This window comes from Nocardioides insulae DSM 17944, assembly GCF_000422825.1.
GTDB lineage: Bacteria > Actinomycetota > Actinomycetes > Propionibacteriales > Nocardioidaceae > Nocardioides > Nocardioides insulae.
Map to the genome: position 1 here is coordinate 315,762 of NZ_KE383928.1, position 17,413 is coordinate 333,174.

At 68.1% G+C, this 17,413-nt stretch carries 9 protein-coding genes; 8 read left to right on the plus strand and 1 reads right to left on the minus strand.

The genetic code is table 11. The annotated features are described in order from the left end of the window. Positions 1–118 precede the first annotated feature (118 nt). From G515_RS0111705 to G515_RS0111735, 7 genes are all read left to right on the plus strand, one after another. The gene (locus G515_RS0111705) at positions 119–694 is read left to right on the plus strand and encodes a hypothetical protein (protein WP_028660283.1); all 576 of its coding nucleotides are present in this window, start codon (positions 119–121) and stop codon (positions 692–694) included. Positions 695–834: 140 nt separating this feature from the next. Further along, positions 835–3,846 (plus strand): CDP-glycerol glycerophosphotransferase family protein, encoded by a 3,012-nt coding sequence (locus G515_RS0111710; RefSeq protein ID WP_157571088.1) that lies wholly within the window; start codon positions 835–837, stop codon positions 3,844–3,846. A 78-nt stretch (positions 3,847–3,924) separates the two neighbouring features. Beyond that, positions 3,925–7,431: a bifunctional glycosyltransferase/CDP-glycerol:glycerophosphate glycerophosphotransferase gene (locus tag G515_RS0111715; RefSeq protein WP_084653482.1), complete on the plus strand. Its 3,507-nt coding sequence runs from the start codon at positions 3,925–3,927 to the stop codon at positions 7,429–7,431. Positions 7,432–7,582: 151 nt separating this feature from the next. After that, positions 7,583–11,101: a bifunctional glycosyltransferase/CDP-glycerol:glycerophosphate glycerophosphotransferase gene (locus G515_RS0111720; RefSeq protein ID WP_028660286.1), complete on the plus strand. Its 3,519-nt coding sequence runs from the start codon at positions 7,583–7,585 to the stop codon at positions 11,099–11,101. After that, entirely contained in the window at positions 11,094–12,197 is a 1,104-nt protein-coding gene (locus G515_RS0111725) for a sulfotransferase family protein (protein WP_169570566.1), read from the plus strand. Before G515_RS0111720 ends, G515_RS0111725 begins: the two co-directional genes overlap by 8 nt. An 8-nt stretch (positions 12,198–12,205) precedes the next feature. After that, a complete protein-coding gene (locus G515_RS21050) occupies positions 12,206–12,874 on the plus strand; it encodes a sulfotransferase (protein WP_051218305.1) in 669 nt (222 codons plus the stop codon). Between the two features lie 145 nt (positions 12,875–13,019). Then, positions 13,020–14,837, plus strand: coding sequence for a glycosyltransferase family 61 protein (locus tag G515_RS0111735; RefSeq protein WP_028660288.1), 1,818 nt, complete (start codon positions 13,020–13,022; stop codon positions 14,835–14,837). Positions 14,838–14,850: 13 nt separating this feature from the next. Here the strand turns inward: G515_RS0111735 and G515_RS0111740 are convergent, their stop codons facing one another. Next, positions 14,851–16,260, minus strand: coding sequence for a bifunctional cytidylyltransferase/SDR family oxidoreductase (locus G515_RS0111740; protein WP_028660289.1), 1,410 nt, complete (start codon positions 16,258–16,260; stop codon positions 14,851–14,853). Between the two features lie 93 nt (positions 16,261–16,353). On the opposite strand from G515_RS0111740, the gene galE reads away from it, so the two are divergent. Then, the gene (galE, locus tag G515_RS0111745) at positions 16,354–17,322 is read left to right on the plus strand and encodes a UDP-glucose 4-epimerase GalE (RefSeq protein ID WP_281168305.1); all 969 of its coding nucleotides are present in this window, start codon (positions 16,354–16,356) and stop codon (positions 17,320–17,322) included. Positions 17,323–17,413: the final 91 nt, after the last annotated feature.

The window sequence follows — 17,413 nt, forward strand, 5'->3', positions numbered from 1 at the left end:
CCCTGAGCCTGCTCGTGCGGCGGGGACAGACGGGGGTGCATCGCGGATGTGGGTCGATGAGTTCGACGGGCCGCGCGCCTCCGCGGGGTCGCGGTGGCGGTGCCCTAGTCTCGGGCCCATGTCTTCACCATCAGCCACACAGGCCACACGGCGACGTCAGCGGAGCACCCGCCTCACCGTCGCGGTGGGCCTGCTCGTGCTGGCCGCCCTGGTTGTGATCGGCGCCGTGCTCAGCGGCTCGACGCTGCTCATCGTGCTCGCCGCGTTCGCGGCACTGGTGCTCGGGGCCGCGGCCACCAAGATCACCCATGCCGAACTCGTCCAGACCCGGCGGGACGCCGCCCGCGACCGCGCCGAGCAGGCCCAGGCCTACAAGCGGATCACCGAGCAGCGGGTCGCCGAGCATCAGGCCCACGACCAGCACATGTCCAGCGTCATCGCGGAGCGGGAGAAGACCGTCGGCGAACTCGAGGAGGCCCTCGCCGCCGCGCACGCCCGAGCAGCCGACGCGCTCCGGGCACGCAGCGAGGAGGCGCGCCACGGCCGGCTGATCTCCGGCAAGCTCGAGGTGGCCGAGGGACGCGCCGCCGAGGCGATGATCCGCGTGGCCGAGCTCGAGGCCGAGCTCGACGCCGTCCGTGCCGAGTTGGACGCGACCCGCGCCCGCTGGGAGCAGCAGAAGCTCAGCGCCTGAGCTGAGAGCGAAGTCCTCGACGGCCCGCCCGGTCTTGACCGGGCGGGCCGTTTCGCGTGTCTGGCTCCCCTCGCGGTGGGCAGGTCGCGGGGCTGCCCGCGCCGGGTCGGGGCGTGGGCTCGGGCTGGCACAATGCGGCTGTGTCCCCGCGTCGCCTGTCCCGTGCCATGGAACGGATCCGTCGACGTGCAGGGCAGACCGTCGGTGACTTCACACCCGGTGGTCGCGTCAGCGTGGTGGTGGTCTGCGAGCCCGAGGACGTCGTACGTCTCGACTCGGCCGTCTGGAGCGCCCTTGGTCAGACTCACGAGGATCTCGCCGTCGTCGTGGCCCCGCTGGCGCTGGACCAGGGGGAGACGGAAGCAGTCGCGGCAGCGGTGTCGAGGGTTGGCGACCCGCGTCTTCAGCTGATGCCGTCGGCGGTGGATGTGCGGTCGGCGTTGGCAGCGGCCGTGCGTCCTGTGGCCGGAGAGCAGGTGCTGGTGATGCGCGGCTGTGACCAGCTGGCCCCGGCCGCGGCGAGCGCCCTCCACCGGATCGCCTCGCGCTCGGAGATGGACGTCGTCGTGACCGGGGGGATCGAGCAGATCGGTGAGGACGACCCCTGGCTCGATCAGACCTGGCGAGGGCCCGAGCAGGGAGACCTGCGGCTGATCGGGCGAATGTGGCCGGCGGCTGCGCTCTCCGAGGCCACGCGTGCTGCGGCGGATCTCCCGGGGGAGGGGCTGCTCGTCTCCGCGGTGGCCGCCCGACTCCTGCAGGATCTGGCGACGGGTCGGCGGGTAGCGCGCCCGCTCTACCGGTACTCCCACGACCACGGCAGACGTGCCTACGGAGCGACGCCGAGCCCACTGCCCGGAATCGAGCGGGAGCGCTCGAGAGCCGCCAGACTCGCGGAACTCACCGTCGGCACAGAGATCGGGTCGGCTTGGGGTCGTCACGTCGCCACCATCGTTCTTCCCAGGTTCTTGCAGGACGCCGAGAGGGCGAGCGAGGCACAATGGGCGACCTTGCGGGACTGGGCGGCTTCGCCACTTGAACGGCCGGGGACGGTCCTTGCGCGAATACTCATCGGACTGGCGGCGGCCGGGCGGCGTCGAGACCTCGAGGCATTCGTCGAGGAGACGCTCGGCTGGGGTTCGGAGATCCGCACGGAGCAGCGCGACGGGCAGGTGTTGTTGCGTGCGGAGTCCGTCCACCTGGACGACCAGCTCCGTGTCCTGGACCCCGAGGAGACCCCCCTGGTCGCACACGTGCACCGTCGCCGTCCTCGTGATCCAACCGATCGCACGGGGGCTCTGGTCGTCGACCTGTTCTGCCGCATCAGGAACGTCGACCTCGCCGGCACGTATCCCCGCCTGGAGGCATGGGACGGGGACGGTGCCTCCCTGGAGGTCGCCGCGGCCCCTGACAGTGCGGCCGAACGGTGGGCGCGCACACGCTTCGCCTCCGCTGGTCCCGGCACCTTCCGGATCGTTGCGCCAGGGCCAGGGATGGTGCGGCTGCGGCTCGACGTGGACGGGCTCGTCAGGGAGACCGAGATACGCATCCCGGCTGCACTCGGAGCGCCCGAGCCCACCGATTCCACCACCGGCGTGATCACCGCCGTGGGGCTCGAGGGTGACGAGTTGGTGATGACCGGCACCGGAGACCTCCGGGGGGTACGTCTCGTCGACGAGGCCCCCGGAGCTCCCCAGCCGCTCCCGCCCGAGTCACCCGTCCCATCCCGGGTGAAGCTGCCCCTGAAGCGTCGGCTGTTCGGCTCGGAGCAGGGGCTCCCCCTGGGCAGCTATCGCCTTGATCTGGGCGAAGCGGTGCCCGCGGTGGAGTTGCTCGACGCGGCACCGCTCGGGTGGGTCAGCGAGCACCATCGCGTCACGGTCCGCCATGCGCCTCGGGGGAGTCTGAGGGTTGAGCTTGCTCCGCCGTACGGCGATGCCGAGGCCGGGCCCTACAACCAGGAGCTCCTGCGTGCGGCCTACGCCGGGAAGGCCCGAGCCGGGTGCCCGCCCACCGACCCCCGGGTCGTCTACCTGGAGTCCTACGCCGGACGCACAGCGACGGACTCGCCTGCCGCCATCCTGGCCGAGTTGCGTCGCCGGCACCCCGACCTCACGGCGTACTGGGGAATCCTCGACCACAGCCAGCAGGCACCCGAAGGCGCACTACCGGTGGTGCTGCGAAGCCGAGCGCACTACGACGTCCTCGAGCGGGCGAGCCTGGTCATCAGCAACACGGATCTGGACGAGTGGTTCTGCCACCGGCCGGATCAGCTGGTCGTCCAGACCTTCCACGGCTATCCGGCCAAGGCCATGGGAGCGATGCAATGGGAGGCCCGAGAGTTCCCCCCCAGGCGGGTGCGCGCGATCCGTCGTCGGACCGTGGCCACGTGGGACCTGATCGTGACCCCGACGCCGGAGATGACTCGTCATTACCGCGAGCAGTATGACTATCAGGGTCCGGTCGTCGAGCATGGCTACCCCCGTGATGACGCCCTCGCACCGTCCAGGACGGAGAGTCGCGCCTCCAGGGACCGGGTACGGCACCTCTTCGGCATCAGCCCTGAGCAACAGGTCGTGCTGTACGCACCCACGTGGCGGGACCATCTGGCGACCCGCCCCCGAGCGGCCGAGATGGGCGACTATCTCGACGTCGTGGGGGCCGCCGCCGAGTTGGGCACAGGACACGTCCTCCTGGTCCGCGGTCACCGGTTCCATGCCACGGACCTCGGACGGTCGACGCACGGCGGCGCTCGGATCATCGACGTCACGGCGTACCCCGAGGTCAACGATCTGATCCTGGCCTGCGATGTCGCGGTGCTCGACTACTCCTCGATCCGTTTCGACGTCGCGCTCGCGGAGAAGCCGATGGTCTTCCTGGTTCCCGATCTGGCGGAGTACGACGGCGGCACGCGCGGCTTCCTCTTCCCGTTCCTCGGCTCCGCGCCCGGGCCGATCGTGGAGTCCACCGCTGCGGCACTCGCCCATCTCAGGGACGTGCCCGGATTGCGCGCGGACTGGGCCGATCGACTCGCCGAGTTCAACGCCATCTACCACCCGTTCCAGGACGGTCACGCCACCGAGCGCGTCGTCGACGCGATCGAACAGTTGTGGCCTCGACACCGGTCGGCCGAGACCAGACCGCACGGGTAGGGTCCCTGGGGAGTTCAGGTCGATCGGGTGACGACTACCGATCGGCCGCACGTGGTCGAACGCGGATGAGGAGCCGGTGTGCGAGTGGGGTCACAGGTCAAGAGGCTGGTCGACCAGGTCGCCCGCTCCCGACGTCGCGCCCTGCCGGATTCGGGAAGGGTGGATCGCGAGCAGCCGCAAGCCCCCACAGTCTCTGTCATCGTCACTGGCTCGGACGCGGATCTGGCGTGGATCCACGAGGCGCTCACCTCGGCCCGCGGGCAGACGCACGACGACCTGGAGATCCTGTTCGTCCCCTACGGCGCCTGCGCCGAGGTCACTCGTCTGGTGGGCCGATCATGCGCGGAGGATCAGCGGGTCACCGTGGCCGGCGAGGTCGTCGGAGACCGTGACCTCGCCCGGGGCTGGGGTGCGCGGCACGCTCGCGGCACGTACCTCTGCTTCCTCTCCGGTGACGATGTGCTGCCGCCGAAGGGGATCGCCCTGGGGGTGGCCTCGCTCGAGGAGAGTGGGTCCGATCTCGCCGTCGGCAAGGTCGGCCGAACTGGATCGGCGAGCCGCACCCAGGATCGCGTCCACAGCACGCGACTGCGCGGCACGTCGCTGAGTGAGTTCCCGGCGCTGGCGGCGGACACCGCACTGGGGAACCGGCTGTTCCGCACCGAGTTCTGGCGGAGCTCGGGCCTCGCCTTCGGCGGCGACGCCGACGACGCCAGCGCGGTCGCGCTGGGAGCGCTGGTCCGAGCCAGGAGCGTCGACGTCCTGGTGGGACGCACCTACCTGGACAAGGAGCGCCGCTCGGCCACCCCCGTCGGATACCAGCACGACACGACGGGTCAGTTGGCGGCCTGGGTGGACGGTGTGAACGGTGCGCTGACCGAAGCGGCCCGCACGTCGCCCGGCGCGCAGGAACACTGGAGTGTCGAGGTTCTGGGGAACCAGTTGCCGCGATTCCTCGCCGACACCGAGAGGTTCAGCCAGGAACAGTGGACACAGCTGCGGGAGGTGGGATCGGCTCTCGCCGAGCTTCTGTCGGACGACGGGTGGCTCCGCATCCCGAGCGAGCCCAGGGTGAGACTCTCACTGCTCCTTGCCGATCGTCGCGAGGACCTGGTCGACTTCCACATCCGACGGTTCCATGAGCGCGGGGCGGTGCGCACGCGCGTGCGAGGCGGCGTCGTCCATGCGCAGTACCCCTTCTGCGACGACGCGACCGGCCTCGCACCGGTGCGATTCGTCCTCGGCCCCGAGGAGACGCCCGGACGGCTGCGGCTGGTGGACGTTCGCAGCCGTCCGGACCTTCTCGAGCTCGACCTGATCGCCCGTATCGACTTCGTGGACATGGCCGGGACAGCTCCCCGGATCGAGGTCCACCTCGTCCACCAGGACGGCCATGTCGTCGATCTCCCGGTTCGCTCCCGGCTGGACCCGGCCACCAACCACATCTTCGGTCATCGGTATCAGGACTACGGGCCCGGCGCTTGCACGGTCGAAGTCGACCTCGCCTCCTTGAAGAGCGGGACGTGGCGGCTGGAGACGTCGATCACCGTGCAAGGGGTCTCGCGCACCACGTCTGCGGTCAGCCTCGAGGGACGAAGCCCTGCGGGGCGCCTGGGCACCAGGGACCAGCCGGTGCGTCACACCGCGGCCGGCGATTCGGTCAGGATGCACCGCGTCGACACGGACGGACTCGGTTTCACCGTGGCGCCCGGGAACGGGGTGCTTCCCGCGCTCGCCACGGTGGAGGGCCGGACGCTCCATTTCCGCTTCTCGCCGGACGCCGGGGTGAGTTCGGTGCGCGCCGACCGGGGCGGGCAGTCCGTCGAGGCCGATGTCACGGACAGCGGCGACGTACGGGTCGAGTTGCCGTCCGCACCGATGGCGACCACCAGCGCCTGGACGTTGACAGCTCTCGTCGGGGGTAAGACGAGGTCGATCGCGTGGCGCGAGGGCGGCAGCGAGCAGTGGGCCGCGGGCGGAGCCGGGGTGCTCCTCACTCGAACCGCAGCTGGAACGAGCGAGGCTCTCGAGCTGGCGGAGGCCGCCGCGGTCGACAGGGTCCGGCTCGGCGCCGACACGATGACCGTGGAGGGCCGCTGGATCGGTACGACGCCGCTGGCCGCGCGAATGGTTCTCCACGGTGCTCGGCATCGGCAGGAGGTCTCCATGGAGACCCTCCCCGAGGGTGGCTTCTCGGCAACCTTCGACACCCGCCGAGACCTGTGGGGGCTCGGCCCCTCGGCCATCCCCACCGGGCAGTACGACTTCCACCTGTTGAGTGCTGACTCCGACCGTCCCGTGTTGCCGAGCGGCGAGTTCATCCGCGGTCTGTTGGACTATCGGGTCGGCGACGAGTTCCGCCTCCGGCAGCGATTCTCGCCGGACGGTGCCGTCGGTGTGGAGCTGGGACCACCGGTCGCGATCGACGTCGCCGCCCCCTACGAACAGAATCTGCTCCGGGAGCAACTGCGGGACAGTACGGCGCCGATCGATGAACAGAGCGCCTACTTCGTCGTCTACGGCGGCGCCACCGCCACGGACAGCCAGTTGGAGATCTACCGCGAGCTGCGCCGCACCCGGCCCGAGATCACCGTCTACTGGGGGATCGCCGACCACTCCTCCCGCGTGCCCGAGGGCAGCATCGCGGTGATCATCGAGTCACCGGAGTGGTTCGACGTGATGGCCCGGGTCGGCTACATCGTGAGCAACGACAATTTCCCGTGGTGGTGGCGCAAGCGTCCCGGACAGCGGTTCCTGCAGACCTTCCACGGTTACCCGGCCAAGACGATGGGCCTCCGGATGTGGCGGGCCAAGCAGTTCACCCCGCGCCGGCTCGAGATGGCCCTCGACCAGACCATGCGGGGCTGGGATCTGATCGTGACGCCGGTGCCCGAGATGGACACCTACTACCGAGCCGAGTACGCCTATGACGGGCCCATCCACCATGAGGGGTATCCCCGGGACGATGCGCTGGTGCTCCCGTCCGCGGCGGAGATCCGCACCCGGACGCGGGAGAGACTCGGCATCGGTCCCGGACAGAAGGTGGTCCTGTACGCACCGACCTGGCGGGACGACCTGGCGAAGTCGTACACCGAAGCCGCGAGCGTCGAGCATCTCGACGTGGAGTCGGCGAGCCGGGAGCTGGGCGAGAACTACGTGTTCCTCATGCGGGGCCACCGCTACCACGCCGGAGCGGGGGAGCGCTCGGCGAAGTCTGCCGCGCTGATCGACGTCACGCACTACCCCGAGATCAATGACCTGATCCTCGCCAGTGACGCCGCTGTGCTGGATTACTCCAGTCTGCGGTTCGATTTCGCTCTCACCGAGAGACCGATGGTGTTCCTCGTGCCTGATCTGGCCGACTACACCGGAGGGGTTCGCGGTTTCCTCTTCGACTTCGCCGACACCGCACCCGGGCCGATGGTGGGCAGCACCGAGGAGGCCGTCGAGGCGTTGTCCGACTTGGCGTCCCTCCAGGCCGGTTACGCGGAGCGGATCAAGGACTTCAACGCGAAGTTCCAGTACTTCCACGACGGACACGCCGCGGAGCGACTTGTCGCCCGATTCTTCGGAGGGGACAGCTAGAACTCGGCGGGCCGATCGGCACGAGCGGCGGGGGCGGCCATGGAACAGGCGCTCCCCCCGGTAGGATTCGGCGCCAGCGTCCGATTGTTACGCTGCCGGGGGCCGACGAGCGCGGCTCGGTTAGTCGAGATTCACGAAGGAGACGCGTCGAGTGCGCAAGTCACTCCGGGCGCTGCGGGAGCGCCTGCGCCGAGACCAGACACCGGCCGAGGACGCCGCACCCGGATCAGCCGAGCAGTCCGAGTCGCCGGTGGCGTTGCTGAGTGTCGTAGTCCCGCTCTACAACGTGGAGGACTACGTAGCGGAGTGCTTGGACAGCCTGCTGGGGCAGGACTACCGCCACCTCCAGATCATCGTGGTCGATGACGGGTCGACGGACTCCTCCCGGGCCATCGTCGAGACGTATGCGCAGGGCGACGAGCGGATCGAGATCGTCACCCAGAGCAACGCCGGCCTCGGCGCCGCGCGCAACAGAGGGGTCCAGGAGGCAAGTGGCGACTACCTCACCTTCGTCGACTCCGACGACATCATCCCGGCGGCGGCGTACCAGCGGATGATCGAGTCCTTGGAGGGGTCGGGATCCGACGTGGCCGTCGGTCAGATGACCAGGATCCGCGCCGGTGCCGATAGACCGATCGGTTGGGCGCGGGACCTGCACCACGAGGATCGGATCGGGATCCGACTGGCCGAATTCCCCAAGATCCTGCGCGACTTCTACTCGCCGAACAAGGTCTACCGCACCGACTTCTGGCGGCGTCACGCCCTCCGCTTCCGGGAGGGCGTGCTGTTCGAGGACCAGCCACTCATCACCGATGTCTATCTGCGTGCTGGCACCATCGACGTGCTCCGGGCCGTGACATACAAGTGGCGCAAGCGCGAGGATTCCCTGAGCTTCGCGATCGTGGAGCCCCACCGGGTCAAGGCTCGTCGCAAGGCGATCGACCTCACCCGCGACCTCCTCGAGGGGCAGCCGGCGGAGATCATCGACGCCTGGCGCTGGACGCTCGTCGATGACCACCTGCCCAATTACCTCGCCCAGGCGTGCGAGAAGGGCGATGTCGAGTTCGACGGTGTCGTGGAGATGGCTCGAGACGTCGTCAGCGCCGACCAACTGTCAGCACTCGCCGACTGCTCTGCCGAGAACCGGGTGATGACCTACCTCGCCCTTGTCCACGGCCGGGAGGCCGTGTTGGAGTTCTGCCACCGTGGTGGCCGGCGGGCGAAGGAATTCCCGGTGCGCTCCGTGGCGGGTGGCTCGGTGCTGGCACTGCCGATGTTCCAGGACTCTCGGTTTCCGGTGCCCGATGAGTTGTTCGCGCCATCCGAGGACCAGCTGCGACTCCACACCTGGTTCTCGGGCGCCCGGTGGATCGATGAACGTCTCGAAATCACAGGGCGTGCCTTCATCGAGTTCCTGGACCGTCAGGCCCACGCCAATGAGACGACCTTGATCCTCAGCGACACCGCGACGCACGATCAACTCGAGATCCCCTGCACCGTGGTGGAGGACGAGTTCCTGGGCCCACATCCCAGCCACTGGCACCTGACCTACCCGGACGCGGACTTCCGGGCGGAGATCGACGGGACCGCTCTGTGTGCCGGTGAGGCATCGACCCGCACCTGGTCGATCTCGGTGCGGACGCGGTCCGGTTCGGTGACGCGGACGGCTCCGCTCCACGCGATCGCCTATCCCGGGCTGGAGAACGTCATCGTCGAGCACAGCGTCGACGGGTCGGCGATCGCAACGGTGACCTGTGAGGGGACCGGCCCCCAGATCCAGGTTCGACGACACGCTGTCCTGGCGACCGGCGTCGAGCTCACTGACTCCGCGGTGCGGCTGAAGCTGAGCGACGACACGGTGGAGTCGGTGACGAGCGTGGACTGGCTGACCAAGGCGCGCACCCTCGCCACCAAGGTCGGCCCGGCCACCTATCAGATCGACCTCGACGGCGCCCCCGAGAAGTGGCGTCTCGAGATGCTCGACGCCCGTCACAAGACGAAGCCACTGTTCGTCTCGCCGGAGCTCGCGGAGGTGCTGCGCACCAGCGAGGTCGAGCTCGGGCGAGGGCCATTCGGCGGGCAGTGGTTCATGACACCGCGCGAGCATCCGGTGATCACCGCAGCCGAGGTCACCGACAAGGGGCTCGCGGTGACAGTCTCGGGGCTCCCTGAGACGGTGGGCTCGGCCCAGGCACACCTGCTCTCCGAGCGGCTGAGTACCGAGCCCTCCGAGTCGGTCGCGCCGATCGGTGGCGAGGCCCGATTGCTGCTTCCCTTCCGATACTCCGAGTGGGGCGAGGAAACCGAGGGAGTCCTGCCGCTCGGCGAATATCGCGTCGTACTGCTCGTTGACGGGGAGGAGACGACCACGCGAATCAGCCAGGGGATCGACATCCCGCCGGCCATGCTGGTCGGCCACCTGCGACTCCAGCTGTTGCGTCGGCGATTCGCCTTCGTGATCCGCGTGGTCCGTCCGTTCGCGGGCGGTGAGCCGAGCCGAGCGGCCCTCTTGGCCGCCGCTGAGCGAGTCTTCGGCGAGGATCGAGTGTTGGCGGATGCGGTGTTCTTCCAGTGTCTCCGGGGTGAGGTCGCCTCCGACTCTCAGCTGGCGATCCATCGCGTCCTGCGACGCCGGCGGCCGGATCTCCGGCTGATCTGGGGGGTCAACGATTACACCGTGCGGCTCCCGGAGGGAGCCGAGCCGGTTCTGCGAGGCTCCGAGGAATGGTTGCGGGCCCTGGCCGAGTCGCGCTGGATCTGTGTCAACCACGAGCTCCCCAGTGAGTTCCGCAAGCAGGCGGGGCAGGTCGTCATCCAGACCTACCACGGGCACCCGTTCAAGTCGATGGGCCTGCACCGTTGGCGGGTGATGTCGGTACCGTCGTGGATCGTTGCCGAAGGGCTGGCCGCGCGCAGCCAATGGGACTACCTGGTTGCGCCGAGCCCGTTGGCGGCTCAGCTGTACCAAGAGAACTTCCCGATCGAGGGGCTGGAGACACTGCAGATCGGGCATCCGCGCAACGATGCGTTGCTCGCCCCACAGGCCTCGTCGGTCAGACAGCGCGTCCGGCGCCAACTCGGCGTACCCGACGACGTGAAGCTGCTTCTCTACGCCCCGACCTGGAGAGACAACACGGCGTCGGACCCGTGGAAGTCGAAGATGGTGGAGTTTCTCGACCCCCACGAGTTCGCCGAATCGCTGGGCGACGGCTACCGACTGTTGCTGCGTGGACACCCTGCACACCAGCGTCACCGCTACCGTGCGGGCCATTCGGCCGGTGTCATCGACGCAACGGACTACCCGGAGATCAACGACCTGATCCTGGCCTCTGATGCTGGTGTCTTCGACTACTCGTCCATCCGGTTCGACTACGGCGTCACCGGAAAGCCCATGATCTTCTACGTGCCCGACGAGGAGCATTACCTCCGCGAGACTCCCGGGCTCTTCGAGTACGCGGAGTCAGCACCGGGCCCGAGGGTGCACACGGCCGACGAACTTCGCAGGGAAGTGCTGCGACTGGGCGATTCAGCCGCGACGTACCGCGACGCCTATGGCCTTTTCAACCAGACATTCAACGCACGTTCCGACGGGCACTCTGCTGAGCGCCTGGTCGATCGGGTCTTCGGGCCGGAAACAGACGTCATTGCAGAGCGGGAGACCGATGACTGAGACGAGCCCGGCCCCTGCCTCCCCGCCTGGCGGGCGGAAGCTGATCCTGGTGACCGGCGCCGGGCGCAGCGGCACCAGCACCATCGCAGGCACCCTGCATTATCTCGGCATGCATGTGCCGTTGCCGGTGCTCAAGCCGAACGAGTCGAACCCACGTGGGTTCTTCGAGTCGACCTGGCCGCTGTGGTTCCATCGCCGGCTCATGGACAGGGCAGGTATCGAGCAGATCGATGGCCGCCCCGAGGCGCTGGCGCTGATGCATGAGGCGGTCACGGATGAGACCCGTGCCGAACTCCTGGAGTGGCTCACCGGCGTCGCCGAGGAGGCGGACCAGATCGTGGTGAAGGACCCGCGCTCCTCCTGGGTACCGCAACTGTGGGTCGACACCAGTCGGAAGCTCGGCATCGACATCGGGTTCGTCACGATGTTGCGTCACCCTGCTGAGGTCGTCGGCAGCCGCTCCACCCACTACGGCAAGCGTGGGGAACAGCTCGGAGCGTGGAACTTCGCGGTGATGAACCTGGCCGGCTGGGTCAACCAGACCATCATGGCCGAGCGGCAGACGCGCGGCTACGCACGCGCATATGTGCGCTACGAGGATCTGCTCGGCGACTGGCGACGCGAGATGGCCAAGGTCCAGGTGGCGACGGGCGTCGTGCTCAATCACAGCCTGGAAGCGGGCGTCCACCACGACGTGGATGACTTCATCGAGCCGGGACTGCGGCGCCACGCTCTCCGCTTCGAGGATCTGGATCTTCCTGCTGCCCTGACCGAGATCGCGGAGTCGCTGTGGGAGGCCGGTGGCCTCCTCGCCGCGAACGGCGGGCGCAGTGCGGAGGCGGATGCGATGTTCGACGCGGCGGCCGAGCAGTACGCGGATCTGTTCAGGGCCTCGGCGGCCATCGCCAAGGACGAGACCCAGGCCCGTGTCCGAGAGACGAAGCAGCGTGCCGACGAGGAGTTCAAACAGGTCCTGCAGCGTCGAGTCCGAGCGGCGCGGGCGAAGGGCAGGGAGCAGGCCGCCCGGGAGTTCCGTGCTCGCTCGCTGCGTGGGCGAGTCGGCCGCGCATTCGGAAGATTCCGTGCGAAGGAATGATCGAACGAATGTCTGAGACACCACGCGCCGAGGACCGGGCGCGATCCTATGTCTTCGTGGTCACCTACGGGCGATCCGGGTCGACTCTCCTGATGGGGATCTTGAACTCGATCCCTGGCTACCTGATCCGCGGGGAGAACGGTGGGGTGACCTTCGACCTTTACAACTTCCACACCACCCTGAGCAAGCACGCCAACAGGGCCGACCGGCAGGGCGCGAGTGAGCGACCGCATGCTCCCTGGTTCGGCATCGACAACTACCGGCCAGAAGAGGCCAAGCGTGGGATGCGCAAGCTGGTCGAGGAGTCGCTCCTCCTGCCGACTCCGGACACTCGAGTCACCGGCTTCAAGGAGATCCGGTGGAACAAGCGGGATCTGGTGCCGTACCTCCGCTTCTTGAAGGACGTGTTTCCGGGCGCCAAGTTCGTGATGAACGTGCGTGATCTCGAGCAGGTGCAGCAGAGCGAGTGGTGGAAGGAGACCGATCCGGCAGCTCTGCGGAGATTCGACGCCCGGATCCGGGACGCCGCCACCCAAATGGGCGAGGACGCCTACCTGGTCAGTTATGACGAATATGTCGCCGATCCGGCCAGCCTCGAGGGGCTGTTCTCCTGGCTGGGTGAGCCGTTCGACCTGGACGGTGTGCGGAAGGTGCTCGCGATACGGCACTCCTATTAGCGGGTGCGGCCCGAGCCGAGACTCTCGCTCGGGCGTCATCTGAAGCCTTCGGGCGATCCGTGGAGCGGCGGGGAGCCCGCGCAACTGCGGAGGAGGGATCACGCAGACCGTGGGCACGCGAATTCGGAACGAGAGGAGCACGGCCATGGACCGGGGGGCCCCCGTCAAGCGGCTGCGAGCGGCGCTGACCGAACTGCGCCGGGGCGACGGCGGGGATGAGCGTCCTGGCACCACCCGTCCGTTCGACGTCGAAGGTGGCGCCACGCCCGCGGAGTCCCTGTGGAACCGTTATCGGGCACTCCTTCCGGAGGGGAAGGACAGGGTCGTCGTCATTCTCGCCGACCACCGCGTCCCGGACGAGGTGATGCACGGACTCCTGGAAGCCTTCCGAGGCGACCGCACCAGGGTCCTCGCCAGACAGGCGCAGCCCGGATGGAAGGTCACCGGGTTCGGTGCCACGTTCCGGAAGGCCGCTGTTCTGGACCAGCTGCACCACCAGTTGAGCCTGTTGGGTCCTGTCGACCTGCTGATCAACCTGCGCTCAGCCAAGGGGCGGTGGCATCGGGACGCGTGGACCCGCCTCTTCTTCCACCTCTGCCGGGGTGGTGCCTACGTCGTTCCGCGGCCTGCGATCACCACTGGCTCGGGGTTCTTGCCGACCTTGCGACGCACGGCCGCCCAGGTGGGCTCCTGGCTCCCGGACGACACCGCCGACCTCTCGGGTCTGGAGCGCGAGCTTCGGCTGGGGGTGAGCAGGGTCCTGTTCGCGGAGGACTACATCATCGTCGGGAAGCGCACTGATCACCTGCTCAAGGTGCGCGATGACGTGACCACCACGAGGCTGTTGCGGCGTCGCGAGCCGGGACTGCGGGTGACCCCGCTGGCCACCCTCGCACCGGGCACCCTCGAGGCGCAGGGAGAGTTGCACTCCTACAACCGCGGGGGCTCGGCTCCGCTGCGCGGGTTCAGGCAGCGCTTGGACTACCCCATGGTGTCCCTGCGTCGCTACGAGGGGCACTTGGCCGTGACCCGTGGGGCAGTCCTGCACACCGGCGACAGCGTCTTGCCGGACTCATTCCGATTCCATTGGGTCGACAACCCGATCAACCCGAGACTGCTCAACGCCGGTCCGGAGTTCGCCCGATTCCGGGAGGAGCACGTCCCCCGGACCCGGCTGGAGGGGACGTACTACTACCTCGACTACAGCAACACGGGGCACTTCGGCCACTTCATGACCGAAGCACTGGCCAAGCTATGGGGATGGGACGTCGCGAAGAAGGAGGACCCGGAGCTCAAGATCCTGTTGCGGACGCGCACCGTGGACCCGATCAAGCCCGGGGTTCCCTTCGAGCAGAGATTGTTGACGGCGTACGGCATCGCCGAACAGGACCAGGTGTGGATCGACGAGCCGGTCTGGGCCGAATCCATCGTCGGAGCCACTCCGATGTGGCAGAACCATGCACCTCACTATGTGCACCCGGGCCTCCGGGACGTCTGGAGCCGTCTCCGGGCCGGCCTCGTGAAGGAGCCTGGGGCAGGACACCGCCGGATCTTCGTCACGCGACGGATCGGCAACCGCCGATGCCACAACTACCTCGAGGTGGAGGAGTTCTTCGCTGCGCACGGCTTCGAGATCGTGCAGCCCGAGCTGCTCGATCTCTCGGCTCAGGCGACGATCTTCGCCGAGGCCGAGGTCGTCGCGGGGTTCGCAGGCTCGAACCTCTTCAGCCTGCTCTACACCCAGCGCCTGTCGACTCTGATCGTCTTGTCCCAAGAGGCTTACGACGCTCGGAACGAGCATCTGTTCGCGTCGGCGCTCGGGGCGGACACCCACTACTTCTGGAGCGCACCGGACCAGAGCCACCCCCAGGGCAGGTGGTCCTACGACGCCTATCGGTCGGAGTGGCAGTTCGACATGACGGCCAACACCCCCGAGTTGGAGCGGCTTCTCGCCAGTCTCTGAGCTGGGAGCGGGATCAGGCGGGGGTGAGCGGGTCGACCAGCCGCAGATCGATCACGTGCCCGGTGCCGCCGGAGAGAAGAACCTCCACCGAGGCGTGCGCAACCGATTCGGAGGCCAGCAAGGTGCCGGGGGGCTCCTCGCCGAAGGCCTGGGTGCGCATCGGGGTGCTGGTGCGCTCCGGGTTGACGCAGTTGACCGTGACCCCGCTGGAAGCCCATTCATCCGCCAGCGCCTGGGTGAGGTTGACGGTGGCGGCCTTGGCCGAGGAGTAGAGGCTGTATCCGCGGCGTCCGCGGGTGTAGGAGCTCGAGGTGAACAGCAGGAGGCCGCCGCCGGTCTCCCGCAGATGCGGGTAGAAGACCTGGGCGATGAAGATCGGAGCCAAGTAGTTCACCTCGGTCGAGGCATAGATCGACTCCTCGGTCGTGTCAACGAGCTCGCCCATGGTCAGGACGCCGGCGGTGTTGACGACGAAGTCGATCCGACCGTGTTCGGCGAGCACCTGCTCGGCGACCGCCACGAGATCCTCGCGCCGCTCCACGTGCGTGTTGGTGGCTGACCGGCTGAAGGAGGCCACCGTGGCACCGTGTGCCTGGGCAAGCGCGGCGATGTCGGCGCCGATCCCGTAGGAGCCGCCGAGCACCACCATCACCTTGCCGGTCAGCAGCTCGGTCAGCTCGGCCTCGCTGCGAGCGGCAGGACGAGACTCGCTGGTCAGCTGGAACAACTTGTCCGCGAGATACACGTCGACCGGGTTGGTGACCTTCATGTTGCGTTCTTCGCCGTCCACGACCTTGATCGGCACGTCGGGGAGGTACCGCAGCACCACCGAGCAGTCGTCGGTGGCGCGGAAGTCGGGATCCTGGACCGCCTTCTCGTACGCCTGACGCAACACGCTGGCGCGGAACGCCTGGGGCGTCTGGCCGCGGCGGAGGCGATCGCGGTCGGGAACCTCGGAGATGACGGCGTCCTCGGTGACCTCGATGATCGTGTCCGCCGAAGGGATGGCTACGTCCACGGCATCGTAGGAGCGGAGTGCGTGGAAGCAGTCGGTGATGATCCGGTCGCTGACCAGGGGACGGACCGCGTCATGGAAGAGAACCTCGCAGTCCTCCTCGCCCAGGGCGGCCAACGCCTTCTGGGTGGTGCCGTTGCGGGTCTCGGCGCCCTCCAGGACGTGGTCGACCTTGGGGTAGAGGCCCGATCGCAGGATGTTGTGCACCGCGTCGAGGTGACCCGGCGCCATCAGGATCATGATCTCGTCGACCAGTTCGTGCTCATGCAGAGTGCTCAGGGTGTGCTCGAGGATCGTCTTGCCGGCGATCTTGATCAGCTGCTTGGGAACGCCAAGGCCGACGCGCGTGCCGACTCCGCCCGCCAGGAGGACCGCGACCCGACGTACTGACTGATCTGTGCTGAGCATGGACGCGATTGTGACAGACCACGTACCCGCGGCCCGGATCGGCGTCAACAGTGCATCTGGAGCGTCAATTAGGGTCGAGGGGTGACGGTTCTGGTGACGGGTGGGGCGGGCTACATCGGTGCCCATGTGGTGCGGCTGCTGCAGCAGCGTGGCGATGCGGTGGTGGTGGTCGATGACCTGAGCTCGGGTGCTGCCGGCCGAGTTTCCGGCGCGGAGCTGGTCGAGTTGGACCTGACGGCGCCTCATTCGGCCGCACGGCTGGAAGGCGTGATGCGCGCCCATCGGGTCGAGGCAGTCGTCCACTTCGCGGCGAAGAAGAGTGTGCCGGAGTCGGTGGAGCGGCCGTTGTGGTACTACCGGCAGAACCTGGGCGGGCTGGCGACCGTGCTCGAGGCGATGACGGCTGCTCAGGTCCCGAAACTGGTGTTCTCCTCCTCGGCCGCGGTGTACGGCAACACCACCTCTGAACTTGTCGGCGAGGACGACCCGACTTCGCCCACCAACCCCTATGGGGAGACGAAGCTGTACGGCGAGGCGATGGCGCGGGCTGCCGCCGTCGCAGGCGGCCCGCGGTTCGTGGGTCTGCGGTACTTCAACGTGGCGGGGGCGGGAGCGCCGGATCTGGGTGATCTCGGCGCGAACAACCTCATCCCCATGGTCTTCGAGCGGGTCGAGCAGGGGCTGGAGCCGCTCGTGTTCGGGGATGACTACCCCACGCCGGACGGCACCTGTGTGCGAGACTTCGTGCACGTCGTGGATCTCGCGGCGGCACATCTCTCCGCGATCGATCGCCTGAGCGGTGACCTCGCGCACGACGTCTTCAACATCGGCACCGGCAGGGGATACTCCGTGCTCGAGGTCATCGAGGCCATCGGCCGCGCCACGGGTGCCCCAGCAACATGGCAGGTGTCCCCGCGAAGGCTCGGAGATCCTGCCACGGTGGTGGCATCGCCCGTGCGGGCCAACCAAGAGCTTGGCTGGCGGGCGGACAAGAACCTGGATGACATGGTGGGCGATGCTTGGGCAGCGTGGCGGGTTCGGAGGGGCGGCCGGTCGGGCTGACCGTCCCGACCGAATACATTCCGGCGCAGAACACTGGTCGGTGATCCCCGGGCGTGCGGGATCTCTGAGAAGGGGAAACGATGATAAGCGC